The 14,394-nt window shown below is 66.7% G+C and carries 17 protein-coding genes and 1 tRNA gene; 8 read left to right on the plus strand and 10 right to left on the minus strand.

The genetic code is table 11. From position 1 onward, the window contains the following. Positions 1–24: 24 nt before the first annotated feature. On the minus strand, positions 25–768 hold the full coding sequence (locus tag ACNQPB_RS02335; RefSeq protein WP_498748766.1) for a hypothetical protein: 744 nt from the start codon (positions 766–768) through the stop codon (positions 25–27). 86 nt (positions 769–854) lie between these two features. Between ACNQPB_RS02335 and ACNQPB_RS02340 the strand changes: the two genes are divergently transcribed. Continuing rightward, complete coding sequence (locus tag ACNQPB_RS02340) at positions 855–2,126, plus strand: MFS transporter (protein WP_498748768.1); 1,272 nt, start codon at positions 855–857, stop codon at positions 2,124–2,126. Between the two features lie 102 nt (positions 2,127–2,228). After that, positions 2,229–3,092 carry a zinc metalloprotease HtpX gene (gene htpX / locus ACNQPB_RS02345; RefSeq protein ID WP_498748770.1) on the plus strand — a complete coding sequence of 288 codons (864 nt, stop codon included), beginning with the start codon at positions 2,229–2,231 and terminating at the stop codon, positions 3,090–3,092. Between the two features lie 18 nt (positions 3,093–3,110). On the opposite strand, the gene ACNQPB_RS02350 is transcribed toward htpX, so the two are convergent. The 5 genes from ACNQPB_RS02350 to ACNQPB_RS02370 form a co-directional block, all read right to left on the minus strand. Further along, complete coding sequence (locus tag ACNQPB_RS02350; protein ID WP_498748771.1) at positions 3,111–3,746, minus strand: hypothetical protein; 636 nt, start codon at positions 3,744–3,746, stop codon at positions 3,111–3,113. Beyond that, positions 3,743–5,077: an iron uptake transporter deferrochelatase/peroxidase subunit gene (gene efeB, locus ACNQPB_RS02355; protein ID WP_498748772.1), complete on the minus strand. Its 1,335-nt coding sequence runs from the start codon at positions 5,075–5,077 to the stop codon at positions 3,743–3,745. The genes ACNQPB_RS02350 and efeB overlap by 4 nt, the downstream gene beginning before the upstream one ends. 41 nt (positions 5,078–5,118) lie before the next feature. Then, positions 5,119–6,327 (minus strand): iron uptake system protein EfeO, encoded by a 1,209-nt coding sequence (gene efeO, locus ACNQPB_RS02360; RefSeq protein WP_498748774.1) that lies wholly within the window; start codon positions 6,325–6,327, stop codon positions 5,119–5,121. A gap of 54 nt (positions 6,328–6,381) precedes the next feature. Continuing rightward, positions 6,382–7,245, minus strand: a complete 864-nt coding sequence (gene efeU, locus ACNQPB_RS02365) for an iron uptake transporter permease EfeU (protein WP_498748776.1) — start codon at positions 7,243–7,245, stop codon at positions 6,382–6,384. Positions 7,246–7,694: 449 nt separating this feature from the next. Beyond that, a complete protein-coding gene (locus tag ACNQPB_RS02370) occupies positions 7,695–8,186 on the minus strand; it encodes a YajQ family cyclic di-GMP-binding protein (RefSeq protein ID WP_498748778.1) in 492 nt (163 codons plus the stop codon). Between the two features lie 225 nt (positions 8,187–8,411). Between ACNQPB_RS02370 and ACNQPB_RS02375 the strand changes: the two genes are divergently transcribed. Both ACNQPB_RS02375 and ACNQPB_RS02380 read left to right on the plus strand, forming a co-directional pair. After that, positions 8,412–8,678, plus strand: a complete 267-nt coding sequence (locus ACNQPB_RS02375) for a hypothetical protein (RefSeq protein ID WP_498748780.1) — start codon at positions 8,412–8,414, stop codon at positions 8,676–8,678. A 146-nt stretch (positions 8,679–8,824) separates the two neighbouring features. Further along, a tRNA-Tyr gene (locus ACNQPB_RS02380) sits at positions 8,825–8,909 on the plus strand. 78 nt (positions 8,910–8,987) lie between these two features. On the opposite strand, the gene ACNQPB_RS02385 is transcribed toward ACNQPB_RS02380, so the two are convergent. Continuing rightward, positions 8,988–9,344 carry a hypothetical protein gene (locus tag ACNQPB_RS02385; protein ID WP_498748782.1) on the minus strand — a complete coding sequence of 119 codons (357 nt, stop codon included), beginning with the start codon at positions 9,342–9,344 and terminating at the stop codon, positions 8,988–8,990. A 205-nt stretch (positions 9,345–9,549) separates the two neighbouring features. Between ACNQPB_RS02385 and ACNQPB_RS02390 the strand changes: the two genes are divergently transcribed. The 3 genes from ACNQPB_RS02390 (at position 9,550) to ACNQPB_RS02400 (ending at position 11,381) form a co-directional block, all read left to right on the plus strand. Then, positions 9,550–10,254: an SOS response-associated peptidase gene (locus tag ACNQPB_RS02390; protein WP_498748784.1), complete on the plus strand. Its 705-nt coding sequence runs from the start codon at positions 9,550–9,552 to the stop codon at positions 10,252–10,254. Positions 10,255–10,321: 67 nt separating this feature from the next. Continuing rightward, on the plus strand, positions 10,322–10,780 hold the full coding sequence (locus ACNQPB_RS02395; protein ID WP_498748786.1) for a DUF1801 domain-containing protein: 459 nt from the start codon (positions 10,322–10,324) through the stop codon (positions 10,778–10,780). 55 nt (positions 10,781–10,835) lie between these two features. Next, positions 10,836–11,381 carry an acyl-CoA thioesterase gene (locus tag ACNQPB_RS02400; protein WP_498748788.1) on the plus strand — a complete coding sequence of 182 codons (546 nt, stop codon included), beginning with the start codon at positions 10,836–10,838 and terminating at the stop codon, positions 11,379–11,381. 27 nt (positions 11,382–11,408) lie between these two features. Here the strand turns inward: ACNQPB_RS02400 and ACNQPB_RS02405 are convergent, their stop codons facing one another. The 3 genes from ACNQPB_RS02405 to ACNQPB_RS02415 are packed head-to-tail and all read right to left on the minus strand — an operon-like array spanning position 11,409 to position 13,848. Beyond that, the gene (locus ACNQPB_RS02405; RefSeq protein WP_498748790.1) at positions 11,409–12,209 is read right to left on the minus strand and encodes an efflux permease Rv1217c-related protein; all 801 of its coding nucleotides are present in this window, start codon (positions 12,207–12,209) and stop codon (positions 11,409–11,411) included. Further along, positions 12,202–13,176 carry an ABC transporter ATP-binding protein gene (locus ACNQPB_RS02410; RefSeq protein ID WP_498748792.1) on the minus strand — a complete coding sequence of 325 codons (975 nt, stop codon included), beginning with the start codon at positions 13,174–13,176 and terminating at the stop codon, positions 12,202–12,204. Before ACNQPB_RS02410 ends, ACNQPB_RS02405 begins: the two co-directional genes overlap by 8 nt. Before the next feature lie 15 nt (positions 13,177–13,191). Continuing rightward, positions 13,192–13,848, minus strand: a complete 657-nt coding sequence (locus ACNQPB_RS02415; protein ID WP_498748794.1) for a TetR/AcrR family transcriptional regulator — start codon at positions 13,846–13,848, stop codon at positions 13,192–13,194. A 120-nt stretch (positions 13,849–13,968) separates the two neighbouring features. On the opposite strand from ACNQPB_RS02415, the gene trxA reads away from it, so the two are divergent. Further along, on the plus strand, positions 13,969–14,340 hold the full coding sequence (trxA, locus tag ACNQPB_RS02420) for a thioredoxin (RefSeq protein WP_498748795.1): 372 nt from the start codon (positions 13,969–13,971) through the stop codon (positions 14,338–14,340). Positions 14,341–14,394 lie beyond the last annotated feature (54 nt).

The following is a 14,394-nucleotide window of genomic DNA, read 5'->3' on the forward strand; positions in this document are numbered from 1 at the left end:
ATTGAAACATTTATTTTGAGTAGATCACAATAAGGCGCGGCTAACTTCCGGGAAATTTTCCGGGGATTCCAAGGGGTTGCGTTCCTCGCCCGCGGAACGGCCCAGCGCGTGCAGCTCCAGCCGCGTCCCCGAGCCCGCCGAGTCGGTCATGACGCAGCTGTACCCGGTGACGCCGTCGCCGGTGGGCAGATCCTCCAGGGCCGCTGCCAGGGAAAGGAGCGACGACGGCGGCAGCTGGGACACGGCGTCGACGTCCGGTTCCGGGACCAGGACGTGGTGGCGGTCGCCGTCACCGCCTCCGGGAACCCAGGCGAGCTGCGGGAATTCCGGGCGCCCGGCCGCCGCACGCACTGCCGCGCGCTGCAGGGCGGAGCGCAGCGAGGCATCCAGCCCATCGAACGGACCGGCTGCCCGACGGCGGTGGGCCGGCAGCGCGAGCTGCCCGCCCGGCGTCGTGGTTTCCCCGGCCCAGCGGGCGAAAAGGTGGAAACCCGGCGTGGAGGATTCCGCGGCCGGTTCGCCGATCGCGGAGCCGAGAGGGTGCCAGCGGAAAGGGAACATGACCGTGCAGAGGCTGCTGTGGAGCACTTCGTCCAGGGCGGCGCGGGCGGCTGAATAGCAGAGCAGCCAGTCGGCGGCCGACTCCTCGGTGAAGGGGGTTGCGGGGTCGCTGAGGCGGACCATGAAGTGGCCTTCCGTGAGCGGAGTCCGTGGGCGCGCGACTTCCCACATGCTCGAACGGAAGAGCAGGCGCCGTGCCATGGGCATGCCATCTCCTTTCCCCCGACTCCGGAGCCTAGCAAGTGACGGCGCGATCCGGGAGTCCGCTACGTCATTCTGGGTAGGGTGGGGCAGTGGCAAAACTTCTGGCAGACATCACCCCGCTCCGGGAAAGTCCGGCGTTCCGGCGCCTTTGGCTGGGATCCTCCGTTGCCGCCGTCGGCTCCCAGCTCACCCTGGTCGCCGTCAGCCTGGAGGTGTACCGCGTCACCCAGCAGAGCCTTTATGTCGGTCTGTTGAGCATCTTTGCCCTCGTGCCACTGGTGGTTGCCGGGCTCTTCGGCGGCTCCGTGGCGGACGCGTTCGACCGCAGGAAAGTGGCCATCGCGGCGTCCCTGGTGCTGTGGATGAGCACGGCCGGGCTTGCCCTGCAGGCCTGGCTGGGGCTCGGCAACGTCTGGATCCTCTATTTCCTGGTGGCCGTGCAAAGCGGCGCGCAGGGCATCAACGCCCCGGCGCGCAGCGCCATCATTCCGCTGCTGGTCCGCAAGGAACTCCTGCCGGCGGCCAATGCCCTCAGCATGCTCACCATGGGCCTGTCCATGACGGCGGGACCGCTGCTGGCGGGCGTGCTGGTGGCCACCATCGGCTTCGGGTGGACGTACACCATCGACGTCCTGAGTTTCACTTTCGCCCTCTGGGGTCTGTTCAAGCTGCCTGCCCTGCCTCCGTCCGACGGTGCAGGCCGGCCCGGGCTGCGTTCGGTGGTGGAAGGCTTCCGCTTCCTCGGCACCCGGCCCAATGTCCGGATGACGTTCGTGATCGACCTGATCGCCATGATCTGCGCCCAGCCGCGGGCCCTCATGCCGGCCATCGCTGCCACGATGATCGGCGGCGGGGAAACCACCGTGGGCGTGCTGCTGGCGGCGACGGCGGTGGGCGCCTTCTTCGCCGGGCTGTTCTCCGGGCCGCTCGGACGGGTCCGCAGGCAAGGCAGTGCCGTCGTCTGGTCCGTGGCCGGCTGGGGCTTCTCGATAGGGGCCTTCGGCCTGGTGGTGGTCCTGGCCGGCAGTTCCGGCCGCGGGGGTGCCACCTGGTGGCTGCTTCCGGCCGCGCTGTGCTGCGTACTCGCGGGTGTCTCCGATTCGGTCAGCGCCGTCTTCCGGACCACCATCCTGCAGTCGGCCACGCCGGACCATCTGCGGGGCAGGCTCCAGGGCGTCTTCATCGTGGTGGTTGCCGGCGGGCCGAGGATCGGCGACATGCTGGCCGGCGGCGTCACCAAGGTGCTCAGCGAGGGCTGGGTGCTGCTCCTGGGCGGGGCGCTCTGCATCGCGGTGTCCTCGCTTGTTGCCCGGCGGCAGAAGGGATTCCTGCAGTACGACGCCCACCATCCCCTGCCCTGACGCCGGTGCCGCGCGCACCGGCGGCTGACGGTGGAACGTCCGCGCCGCCGTCGGCGTTATACGAAACAGAAGACCAATCCTTCACCGCAAGAAAGCAGTGACGTGCACAATCATCACAACGGACTGAAGACCGCGGCCCTTTTCGGCGTCCTCTGGGCGGTGCTGCTGGGGCTTGGCGCGCTGATCGGGGTCGGGACCCGCAGTTCGGCGCCCATCCTGATCATGGCGCTGATCGGCATCGGGACCACAGCGTACGGCTACTGGAACAGCGACAAGATCGCCCTCCGTTCCATGCAGGCCTATCCCGTGACGGAGGCGGAGGCGCCCGGGCTGTACCAGATAGTCCGGGAGCTGTCCGTGCGAGCCAACCAGCCGATGCCGCGGATCTACCTTTCGCCCACGATGACGCCGAACGCCTTCGCCACCGGCCGCAACCCGAAGAACGCCGCGGTCTGCTGCACTGAAGGAATCCTGCACATGCTCGACGCCCGCGAGCTGCGCGGCGTCCTCGGCCACGAGCTCATGCACGTTTACAACCGGGACATCCTGACCTCTTCGGTGGCTGCCGCCGTCGCCGGCGTCATCACCTCGGTGGGGCAGATGATGCTCTTCTTCGGCGGCGGCGACCGCCGGAACGCGAACCCGATCGCGATGATCGCGCTCGCGCTCCTGGCGCCTCTGGCTGCCTCCATGATCCAGCTGGCCATTTCCCGCACCAGGGAGTACGACGCCGACGAGGACGGTGCCGCCCTCACCGGCGATCCGTTGGCGCTCGCCTCGGCCCTGCGAAAGATCGACTCGGGCGTGGCCCAGGTGCCGTTGCCGCAGGACCAGCGCCTGGTGAACACCTCGCACCTGATGATCGCCAACCCGTTCCGCGGCGGCGCGATTATCAAGCTGTTCGCAACCCACCCGCCGATGCGCGAGCGCATCGAGCGGCTGGAACGGATGGCCGGGCGGCCGTAAGCCTCAGCGGCCCGTCCCTCAACCACCCGTCCAGCGGCGGAGCGTGCTGTTGAGCAGACCCACCAGGACGCACGCCCACCAGCAGCCTTGGGAGATGCACAGGGCAATCAGGAGGTGCCTGCGCAGGGGCCCGGCCATTGCTGAGAACAGGGTGCCCCGGGGCAAGGCATGCAGCCTCTTCATGGTGGGCGCCAATGCGATGCCGTTGAGCATGAGCACCAGCACGCACCCCAGCTTGAACTGCGTCATCGGATTGCCCAGATCCGGATCAATCAGGGACCCGGTGACCAACAGGGCGGCCAGGCCGCACCAGATCAACGGCTGGGCAGCGGATTCAATGCGACTGGTGTCGTGGATGTCGCGGCGGCCGAGAAGCCACAGGAATCCGACCCAGTCCACCACGATGATGGCGCCGAAAGACAGCACGAGGGCCAGGATGTGCCCTGCGAGGGCCAAACGGTGCACCATCGGGCCGCAGTCGACCAGGCCGCCGGCCACAACGGACGCCAGCCAGCCAATGGTGCACAAAAGCGCCATCAGTACGGTGGTGATGACCGGGCGTCCCGCCGGGGCGGTTACCGGTGTTTTTGTTCCTGCTGCTTGTGTTGCTGGTGCGTCAGTGCCGTCGCTGGGTTCAACGACGGCGGTTTTCACGCGAAGAGGCCCTCTCCGATGAAGCCGCCGGGCCTGGTGCCTGGAGGCACGGCGAAGAGGCCGGAGCCGGTGTGCTTGAGGTACTCAAGGGCCAGCGTGTCGCTCTTGGCCATTGCCATCTGCATGGGCACGTAGTGGGTGCGCGGGTCCTTGACGAAGGCGATGAAGAACAGGCCCGCGTCCAAGTGGCCCAGGCCGTCCGAGCCGTCCGTGTAGTTGTAGCCCCGGCGGAGCATCTTTACTCCGTTGTTCTGGCTCGCATGTGCCAGCCGGACGTGGGAATCCATGGGCATGAGCGGTTTGCCGTCCTTGCCTTTGATGTCGAAGTCCGGGGCGGTGAATTCTTCGCCGCCGGACAGCGGCGCACCGGTGCCCTTGGTGCGGCCGATCAGGCCTTCCTGTTCGCCCAGCGAGGTCCGGTCCCAGATCTCGATGTGCATGCGGATCCGGCGGGCCACGAGGTAGCTTCCGCCGGCCATCCAGGCCTCACCGGCACGCTTGCCGGCAGTGGCCCAGACATGTTCCTGGAGCAGCTCGGAATCCTCTGCCTTGGGGTTGGCCGTGCCGTCCTTGAAACCGAAGAGGTTGCGCGGAGTCTGCTGTGCGCGGGACGTTGAGGAGGTCCTGCCGAAGCCCAGCTGCGACCAGCGGACCCGGGTCTTGCCGAAGCCGATCCGGGCCAGGTTGCGGATCGCGTGCACGGCCACTTGCGGATCGTCGGCACAGGCCTGCACCACGATGTCGCCGCCGCTCCGGCCGGGTTCGAGGTCGTCCCCGGGGAAATGCGGCAGGTCGATCAGGGCATCGGGCCGCTTGCCGGCCAGGCCGAAGCGCGCTTTGCCGTCCTTTTCGAACAGGCTCGCACCGAACCCGAAGGTCAGGGTCAGCTTGCCTGCCGCCAGGTCGAGGGCCTCGCCCGTGTCCTCCGGCGGGGCGTCGTAGGGGCCGTCGACGGCGCCCGTGGCACCGGTGGTGCGGCCCGCCGTCATGGCCTCGGCCGCTGCCGTCCAGTCCTTGAGGAGCTGGACGAGGGCGGCGCGGTCCTCGGTGGTGATGTCGAAGGCGGCCATGTGCAGCCGGTCCTGCGCCGGCGTCGTGATTCCGGCCTGGCGTTCCCCGTGGAACGGTATGACGTCGTCGCGGTGTTCCGCGGGTTCGGCAGCAGCGGCCAGGGTGTCATGGCCAAGTAATCCGGCGGCGATCCCTGCCGCCGCACCGGCGCCGCCGACACCGGCAAGGGAAAACAGGCCGCGGCGGGAGAACCCGCCCTTCTTCGCCGCGGATACGGCGGAGGGCGACTCTTCGGATGGCCGGGATTCGGCAGGTGTCACGGACTCTCCGGCAGCCTGGCCGCCGGAGAATGGGCAGCCGCTCACAGGACCACAGCCGAGGTGAGCTTGGACAGGGGTTCGCCCAGGGAGTCCACCAGCGAGGCGAGCTGCTTGACCTGTGCCGGGCTGAGCTCGTTGTAGTACGTGAAGCCCTCGCCCTTGGCGTGCTTCTTCAGTTCGGCCTGCAGCGCGGCGAACTTCTCGTCGAGGTTCTTGGCCAGTACGGCATCCTTGCGCAGCAGCGCTGGCTTGAGGCTTTCGTAGGCGATCCGGGCGCCGTCGACGTTGGCCTGGAAGTCCCACAGGTCGGTGTGCGACCAGATTTCCTCTTCGCCCGTGACTTTGCCCGTGGCAACTTCGTCGAGGAGCTCCTTGGCGCCGTTGCCCAGGGTGTGCGGGGTCAGCTCCACCGTGCGGGTGCGCTTGCCCAGTTCCTCGGTGTCTGCGACAAGCTGCTTGGCGAGGACACTGCGCTCGGCGGCGGTCAGCTGCTTGAAACCTGCCGGCGGGAAGAGGTCCTTCTCCGCACGGTGCCAGCCGGTCCACTTCTGTCCCGGTTCCAGGTCCGCTTCCCGGGCGTCCAGCTTGGGATCGAGGTCGCCGAAGGATTCCGCCACGGGTTCGATCCGCTCCCAGTGCATGCGAGTGGCTGCATAGAGCTCCCGCGCCTTGGCGGTGTCGCCCGCAGCGTAGGCCGCCGCGAAGTCCTTGGTCCCGGCCACAAGCTGCTCGGTCTGGTCCTTGACGTAAGACGCGTACTGCTGGACGCCGGTGTCCAGGACCTTCTTCAGGTCGCCGTCGACGGCGGACTTGGAACCGGAGTCGGTGACCTCGAACGCGGCGCGGATGCCGTCACCCTGCATGCCGGGCTTGCACGCGGTGGTGTACTTGCCGGCGTCGGCAGCGACCACCAGCTTGCGGGTCAGGCCGGGCCCGATGTTTTCGACCTCGCCGACAATGCGCAGCCCGTCCTCGGCCAGCAAGTAGAACTCGGTGACCTGTTTGCCGTCGTTCTTGACCGAGAAGCTGAGGTTGCCGCTGGACGCGGAAGCGGCTGAAACCTTGCATTCGGTGTCCGTGCTGCTGACCTGGATGGAGCCGTCGCTGCTGGCGCCGGCTGCGGCACCGTTGCCGTTATCGGTGCACGCGGACAAGGCCAGCGGGAGCACCGCGGCGACGGCGATCAGGGCAAGATGCTTCCGCGCCGGGGCGAAGGTCGGGGCCGTTTTGGGCAGGGCGGAGCCAGGCATGGATGTTCCTTTAGGTTCGGGGGGTGCGAGTTATTGGGGGTGGTGCCGGGAAGTTCAGGCCGCGGCGGCCTCGGCACGAACGGGGTGCTCGACGCCGGTGCGGGGCGCGGCGGGCGGGGCCGCCAGGGTGCTGCGGAGGTAGAAGTACAGGACGGGGACGGCGAAAAGGACCCACGCCGCCGCTTCAAGCCAGGTGGTGGCCGGGGAGAAGTTGAGGGTTCCCTTCAACAGGGTGCCGTACCAGGACGACGGCGGGACGGCGGCCGAGACGTCGAAGGCGAGGCTGTGCAGCCCCGGCAGGATGCCTGCTTCCTGGAGGTCATGGATGCCGTAGGCGAGCACGCCGGCGGCGATGACGATCAGGCCGATTCCGGTCCAGCTGAAGAAGCGGGAGAGGTTGACCTTGAGGACGCCGCGGTGCAGCAGGTAACCCAGCCCGGCAGCCAGGGCGAGGCCGAGCAGCGCGCCGAGCAGCGGCGTCGTGGATTCTCCGCTGGCCTGGGCCGCGGCCCACAGGAAGAGTGCGGTTTCAAGGCCCTCGCGGCCCACCGCGAGAGTGGCCACGAGCACCAGGCCCCATGCGGCGCCGTCGGCCACTTTGTCCACGCGGGACTTCAGTTCGCCGCCAAGGGAACGGGCGGTCCGGGCCATCCAGAACACCATCCACGTGACCAGGGCTACCGCGATGATCGACAGTCCGCCGCCGATCGCTTCCTGGGCCTCGAAACTGAGGCCGCGCGGCCCGAACGTCAGCACGGCACCGAAGGCAACCGATACGGTGACGGCGATCCCCACGCCGGCCCACAGGCGGGGCATCAGGGAACGGCGGCCGGTCTTGACGAGGTAGGCCATCAGCAGGACCACCACGAGGGTTGCCTCCAGGCCTTCGCGCAGGCCGATCAGGAAGTTGGCTGTCATAACGGTGCTTTCTCTTAGGGTAGCCATCGTTAGGCTCACCTAAGCCAGTACCTTACAAGCCACGGCGGAATACGCAAAGATTTCGTGAGGTAATTGCGTAAAGTTGCGGGGTGTGGCCGCGAGTGGGTCCGGGGCACGCCTCCGGGCGGGGGCCTCCGGGGCCGGCCTTTGGGTGGAGGTGGCCCCCTCTCGCTGAATTGAGGTAGGGGGCCACGCCCCGCCCGACCCCCCAGATGTAGGGCTGAGCAGTACCGGGACGTCGGCGGTGGACCAAGGCAAGGCCGCCGCGAGACCGTCACGGTGGCAAGATGCTACACCGCCGCTTTCGCGCAAGGAACCCGTGGCGCCTGGGCCCTTGCGGTCCCAGGGACTGCCGGAAACAAGACGAGGGCCGTAGGATCACGGATGATCGCTGCGGCCCTCGACGGTTCTGCGGACTCGGCGGCCTGTTAGCTGCGGAAGTTCACGAACTGCAGGTCGGCTTCCTCGAAGTTCTTCAGGATGGCCATGGTTGCCTGCAGGTCATCGCGGGACTTGGAGGTGACGCGGAGTTCGTCGCCCTGGATCTGGGACTTGACGGACTTGGGGGCTTCGTCGCGGATGATCTTGTTGATTTTCTTGGCGATGTCCTGGGCGATGCCCTCCTTGATGGAGCACTCCAGGCGGAACTCCTTGCCGGAGGGGTAGGGCTCGCCTTCGTCCAGGGACTTCAGGGAGATGCCGCGCTTGATCAGCTTGGACTGGAAGACGTCCAGGACGGCCTTGACGCGTTCCTCGGAGTTGGCCTTCATGAGGATCTTCTCGCCGCTGAAGTCGATCTCGGCGCCGACGCCCTTGAAGTCGTACCGCTGGGCGATTTCCTTCTGGGACTGGTTGAGCGCGTTGGCGACTTCCTGCTTGTCTACCTTGCTGACGACGTCGAATGTGGATTCGCCTGCCATGACTCTCCTTGGGAATGGGTGGTGGATTGCGTCCCCGCGGTGCCCCGCGGGCGCTCTTGTCTGCCAACCAGCCTAGTACCTGTGGTCTGGAACGTGCAGTCTGCTGCCGCTTGTGTGCGGGGTTCGGGTTTCACAGTTCGCTCACAGCACACGCACGGCCGGAACTGAGGGCCCGGGAAGAGAGTTGTACCCGTTGGAGGAAAACAATCCCTGGAGGAAACCCCCATGAGCAAGAGCCCCGTACGTTACGTCGCCCGCTCCGCCACCGCCGCCGCGACCACGATCGGTATAGCCGCAGCGGCCGCCGGCACCGCCGTCGCAGCTGCCGCCGTGGCAGCGTCTGTCGTACTGAGTCCGGTGCCCGACGCCGCTGCCCGGCTGGAAGGGGTCCATGCGGACCTGCAGCGGGCGGTGGAGCTGCGGCAGCTCACTGCCGAGCAGGCGTTGCGTTTCGAGGCGAAGCTGGCCGGCCGGATCCTCGGTGAGGCCTGATGCCGCTAATTGCCGCCAAAACCGCGGATTTCCGGGCCTCATGCTCCCGATTCGATTCTTCGGCGGAAGTTCTGTAAGGTTGTCTTGCTCGCGGTTACGGAGACGGAAACGGATCTGTTGCTGTGAGTGATCTTCTTTTGAAGTTCGGCAGATTACCCGAGCGGCCAAAGGGGGCTGACTGTAAATCAGCTGGCACTGCCTACGGGGGTTCGAATCCCTCATCTGCCACCAAAAGAGAAACCCCGTCTGACCTGCGGAATCGCGGTCAGGCGGGGTTTTTTGCATGCGCGAGGAGGCCCACTGCCTGAACTACGCAAGGTCGTCGTGTGCGAGCTCGTGGAGATGTTTCGTGAACCGGTGTTCGGGGTAGTCAAACACCCAGCCGTCGCCATGGTCGTCGCAGAAGTTCCTGACCGCGCGAACCAGTGCGGCCCTGTCGCCGTCCTTCAGATCAGCGACGACACGGTACTCATTCCAGAGGTAGCTGTTGCTGGAGCCTTCACCGTCGGCCCAGTAGAAGTGGTCGGTGCGAGGGTCGTAGAACGCCTGGAACAGGGCCCAATGATAGGTGTCGTAGCCAATTGGCGGCAGGGCGTGAAGTGTGGCCAAGTAATCCTTCAGGGGGCCGTCTTGCTCGGGCATTTCAACGACGAATTCACCGCTCATGGCCGCCACCTTGTCCCTGCTGCGGTTTGAAAAACCCCCGCGGCCTGTCGGATGGGCTGCGGGGGCACCGTTCGTGAGAAGCGAACGATCCAAGATTAGGACCCGGGTTCATCACGCGCAAGAGTGCTAAGCAGGCTTTCTAAACTGGTCGGAAAGCTCCGCCAAGACATGGCCGATCAGCCTGGTCAGCGGCAATAATGGCCTCATGTGCGGCCGTTTCGTCATGAGCTACTCCGCTGCAGACATTCAGGACTTCTACCTTGTCAGCGAGGTCGTTGACCCTGAGCTGGCCGCGAGCTGGAACGTCGCCCCGACGGATCCGATACCGCTCCTTCTGGACCGGAACAGCGGCGAGGATGAGGCGGTCTCGCGAAGGCTCGTAACGGCACGCTGGGGCCTCGTGCCGTCGTGGGCGAAGGACACCAAAGGTGCGGCCCGCCTAATAAACGCCCGCATGGAAACTGTCACCGAGAAACCATCCTTCCGGAAAGCGGCGGCCGCCCGGCGCGGCATCATCCCCAGCGACGGGTACTACGAATGGGAGAAAGCTGCCGGCGGAAAGATCCCGACCTACCTGCACGACCCCGGCGACCAGCCGCTCGCGTTCGCCGCCTGGTTCGAGAACTGGCCGGACCCGGCCCTGCCCGACGGACACCCCGGGAAATGGCTGCGCACGGCTACGATCATCACGACGGCGGCCTCGGACACTCTCGGGCACATCCACGACCGCACACCGTTGATCGTCCCACCGGACATGTGGGCCGATTGGCTCGACCCGCAGACAACGAAAGAGGCCGATGTCCGGGCACTTCTGGACTCCATGCCCGAACCGCACTTGGTGCCCCGCGTCGTCAGCGACAAGGTGAACTATGTCCGCAACAACGGACCCGAGCTCATCGAAGCCGCCTGATTACCCCCTGCTACCCGGTTCGGTTCCGGTCTTGGGATCATGGGCCAAAGCGAGAATAATGCCCTGCATGACCAGCAAGGACACTGGCGAGGCGGATGCCGCCTTCGCACTGCCGGAAGCCATGACCGGCCGGGCAAGCCCCGCGAAGGCGGCGGTCGGCGACAAACCGGTTTTCGCATACATCGCCAGCCTTCCGCAGCCGCAGCGCGGAATCGCTGAATCGATCGATGCTCTGGCAGCCAGGACGCTGCCCGGGCTCCAGCGGTCCGTGAAATGGGGCATGGCGTACTACGGCGTCGGCGACGGGTGGTGCTTCAGCTGCGGTGGCTTTGCCGGCCACGTCAAGCTCATGTTCATCAACGGTGTGGCGCTTGAGCCGGTCCCGCCTGTGTCGCCGGTGGGGATGGGAAGGGCAACGCGGGGTGTGGAGCTCGAGTCCCTGGACGACATCGACGAACGCCAGACGGCCGAGTGGATGAAACAAGTCGCGTCGGTCCCGGGGGTTGGCGGCACGAAGAAGCGCTGAGCCAGGCCGCGCTGAACTCTCGCCAGCCCATGTTACCGGCGAGTAGCATTGTGCCATGCACCTGCTTCTGCGAACCCTCCTGCTGCTGTTCACGTCCGCCCGCCGGAGCCGCCTGAGCGTGTGGGAGGAGTCCAGCCTTCCGCTACGGGTCCTGCCCACCGACATCGACATCGCCATGCACGTCAACAACGGCATGTATTTCTCATTGATGGACCTGGGCCGCTTCGACCTCATGGTGCGGGCGGGCATCTGGGACAGGATGCGGCGCCGCGGCTGGACGCCCGTCGTTTCCGGCGAGACCATCGCCTTCCGCAAATCCCTCCAGCTGTGGCAGCGCTACACCATCGAGTCCCGGATCATCGGCCTCGATTCCAAGGCGATCTATTTCGAGCAGCGCATGGTGGCCGACGGCGAAATTTACGCCCGCGCCCACATCGCCACCCGGCTCGTCTGCAAGGGCCGGCCCGTCAGTCAAGAGGACATCCTGGCCGAATTCGGCGCCCCGCCGGCGGCGCTTGACCTGCCGGAATGGATCCACGAATGGCGGGAGAACAACGCCCTTCCCGGCGCCCGCAAGCCCGCCCCGCACTTTTGGTCCTGAGCGCGAGCCCGACGCCGGCCGCGCGCCTCAGCTGCCGACGTCGCGCCGCTGCAGCGCAAGCGAGCTGAGCAGGACCAAGCCGGCGGAGATGCCCCACAGCCAGCCGACTGCGGCCCAGTCAGCACCGTTCGCCACCGGGGAGTTCCCGTAGGCCCAGTGGTAGGGCGAGAAGTTGAGGAGCCAGTCAAGGTCCGGACTTTGCCGTCCCACCGCGTTGAACACGTACCCCAGCACGCCGACGGCGGCACCGGCCGCCAGGCCGTACGCCTTCCGCCCGCTCAGGGCGCCGACAAACAAGGCAGCCGTGCCGCTCAGCAGGGCGAGGCCGGCAAACTCGACGGCGGCGCCGAACAGGTGCATGGAATTGATCGACAGGTGCGCCGAATCGTTCAACGCCAGGATCAGGACGAAGACCAGCACCGCCAGCAGCACCACCCGCAGCATCATCGCGAGGGCGCGCTCCAGCACCAGCTGCACGCGGGTGACGCCGTGGGCGAGAGTGAGCTCGAGCTGGCCCGATTCCTCGTCGCCGCCCACCAAGGCTGCGCCCCAGGACACCGTGGCGATGGTCATGAGCAGGAAGCCGATCAGCCCGAACACCGTGGCCTGGGTGTAGCCGGGGCCAGACGCGATCTGGTCGTAGTTCAGCGCCTTGGTCATCTCCGGCGGCAGGGCGTTGATCATTTCCTGCATCTGCGAACTCCCGCCGATGGATGGGTAGATGGGCAGGTAGAGCGCGATCGCCGCGCCGAGCCCTGCCGCCCAACCCAGGGTGGAACGCCAGGAATCCACAAAGGCCCGCCTGAACAGCGGCATGGGACTACGCATGGCTGATTCCTTCCTCCTGTGGCTCGCGCCGGTGGGATCCGTTGCCTCGCCGGCCATTGCCGTTGTTGCCATAAAGCCTGAGCACCGATTCCTCCAGGTCGGGTTCCTCCAGGACAAGGTCGGTCAGCTGCAGTCCGGCGAGCGCCTGCACCAGCGGCCCGATGCTGCCTTCCAGCACCGCCGTCAGTTCGACGCCGTCTCCCGCGCTGAGTACCTCGACGCCGCCGACGCCGGGCACCCGGCCCAGCAGCGCGCCGGCGTCGCCCGCTGTAATTCCGTTCGCCGTGAACCGCAGGTGCCGGACGGCACTTTCGCGCAGGGCGTCGACGGTGGCGACGGTGACGATCCGGCCGTCCCGCAGGATGGCGACTTCGTCCGCCGCCTGCTGCACTTCGCTCAGCACGTGGGAGCTGAGGAACACCGTCTGGCCGCGGTCGCGGGCTTCCTGGACCATGGCCAGGAATTCCTGTTGGACCAGGGGATCGAGGCCGCTGGTGGGTTCATCCAGGACCAGGAGTTCGGGCTCGTGCATGAAAGCCTGGAGCAGGCCGAGTTTCTGCTTGTTGCCCTTGGACAGTTTGCGCGTGTGGTGGTCGAGATCCAGGTTGAGCCGTTCGGCGAGTTCGTCGATCCGGCCGGGCCGCACGGGTCCGCTGATCGCCTCGTAGTGGTCCAGAAGCCGTCGGCCGGTGACCCTGGCCTCCAAGGTGAGCTCGCCCGGGAGGTACCCGATGCGGCGTCGCAGGCCCGGCCCGCCGTGGCGCGGGTCCTGGCCCAGCACCCGCAGGGTGCCCGCGCTGGGCCGGATGATGTCCAGCAGGCAGCGCATGGTGGTGGTCTTGCCGGCGCCGTTCGGTCCGATGACGCCGAAGACCGTCCCGGCCTGCACCTGGAAGTCGATCCCGTGCAGGACCTCGCGGGACCCGAAGCTCTTCCGCAGGCCCTCGACCGTAATTGCCGCTTCCATGGTTTTCCCTTTCCTTCAGCCTGAAGTCCCGGTGCTGCCGGCCGGCGCCTGCAGTGCCGTGCGGGCAGCATCGAGGAAGCTTGTGTCCGCGTAGAAGCCGTGGGTGTACAGGTCCAGGGCCGGGACGGTAAGCGAACGCAGCATGTCCGGTCCGAGCTCGCTGGTGCCGAGGACCCGGGCGGCGTGCTTGCCGAGCACCAGCATGGCGAGGCTGTTGCTGGCCACCACGACGGCGGTGGCGTCGACGTCCTCGAAGGCCCGGATGGTGCCGGCGGAGATCCCGGCCTCGATGATCGCCTTGGTCTGTTGCACGATCGCGGCGAAGAAGGCATGGCCGGCTTCCGAGTCGTCGCCAAGGGACTGCCGGATGTAGGCGATTTCCATGGCGTATTGGCCGGGATCTGCCAGGTACTCCTGGATCTGCCGGCCGGCGGATTCGGGATGGGCCTTGCGCAGTCCCTGTTCACCGGTTTCCGCGATGACATGCCTGTCGCAGGCTTCGCGGAGGCCGTCCTTGCTGCCGAAGTGGTGGATCACCAGGCCCGGGCTCACGCCCGATTCGGCGGCGACCCCACGGATGGTGGTGCGCGCGAAACCGTCCCGGCCGAACAGGGCGATGGCCGCGTCCCGGATACGGGCGCGGGTGTTGAGATCCTCAGCTGCTGAACGCATGTTTAATACACTAAACAGGTGTTCAATACTTGGCAAGAGGCCGACGTCGGGCATTTATTCCCGCTTCGCCGGGGAGCGAACAGGGGCGACGCGGGAGCCCATCTCGCGTACGGTGGAAGCATGGCTACAGTTGACATCACCGGTGAACAGTTCGCAGAAACCATTGAGGGCAACGACATTGTCCTGGTCGATTTCTGGGCCGAATGGTGCGGACCTTGCCGCCAGTTCGCGCCCACGTTCAAGGCCGCCTCGGAGAAGCACCCGGATGTTTTCTTCGCCAAGGTGGACACCGAGGCCGAGCAGCAGCTTGCCGCCGAGGCGGGGATTTCCTCCATCCCCACGCTCATGGCCTTCCGCGAAAAGGTGCTGGTGTTCTCCCAGCCCGGCGCGCTGAACGGTCCGCAGCTGGAGCAGGTCATCGAAGCCGTCAAGGGCCTGGACATGGAAGAGGTCCACGCACACGTGGCGAAGATGCGCGCCGAAAACTCCTAGTTAAGCGTCAATGGCCGCCCCCTTGCACAGGGGGCGGCCATTCTTGGTTAACGA

The organism is Curtobacterium sp. LFS079, from assembly GCF_047977865.1.
Lineage (GTDB): Bacteria > Actinomycetota > Actinomycetes > Actinomycetales > Micrococcaceae > Arthrobacter.

Bases quoted from the DNA above. Each gene is read 5' to 3' on its own strand.
- ACNQPB_RS02410 (WP_498748792.1), bottom strand. From the start codon at position 13,176: ATGGAAGCGGCAATTACGGTCGAGGGCCTGCGGAAGAGCTTCGGGTCC.
- efeO (WP_498748774.1), bottom strand. From the start codon at position 6,327: ATGCCTGGCTCCGCCCTGCCCAAAACGGCCCCGACCTTCGCCCCGGCG.
- ACNQPB_RS02395 (WP_498748786.1), top strand. From the start codon at position 10,322: ATGACCAGCAAGGACACTGGCGAGGCGGATGCCGCCTTCGCACTGCCG.
- ACNQPB_RS02385 (WP_498748782.1), bottom strand. From the start codon at position 9,344: ATGAGCGGTGAATTCGTCGTTGAAATGCCCGAGCAAGACGGCCCCCTG.
- trxA (WP_498748795.1), top strand. From the start codon at position 13,969: ATGGCTACAGTTGACATCACCGGTGAACAGTTCGCAGAAACCATTGAG.
- ACNQPB_RS02375 (WP_498748780.1), top strand. From the start codon at position 8,412: ATGAGCAAGAGCCCCGTACGTTACGTCGCCCGCTCCGCCACCGCCGCC.
- ACNQPB_RS02335 (WP_498748766.1), bottom strand. From the start codon at position 768: ATGCCCATGGCACGGCGCCTGCTCTTCCGTTCGAGCATGTGGGAAGTC.
- ACNQPB_RS02370 (WP_498748778.1), bottom strand. From the start codon at position 8,186: ATGGCAGGCGAATCCACATTCGACGTCGTCAGCAAGGTAGACAAGCAG.
- ACNQPB_RS02390 (WP_498748784.1), top strand. From the start codon at position 9,550: ATGTGCGGCCGTTTCGTCATGAGCTACTCCGCTGCAGACATTCAGGAC.
- efeU (WP_498748776.1), bottom strand. From the start codon at position 7,245: ATGACAGCCAACTTCCTGATCGGCCTGCGCGAAGGCCTGGAGGCAACC.
- ACNQPB_RS02400 (WP_498748788.1), top strand. From the start codon at position 10,836: ATGCACCTGCTTCTGCGAACCCTCCTGCTGCTGTTCACGTCCGCCCGC.
- ACNQPB_RS02415 (WP_498748794.1), bottom strand. From the start codon at position 13,848: ATGCGTTCAGCAGCTGAGGATCTCAACACCCGCGCCCGTATCCGGGAC.
- ACNQPB_RS02405 (WP_498748790.1), bottom strand. From the start codon at position 12,209: ATGCGTAGTCCCATGCCGCTGTTCAGGCGGGCCTTTGTGGATTCCTGG.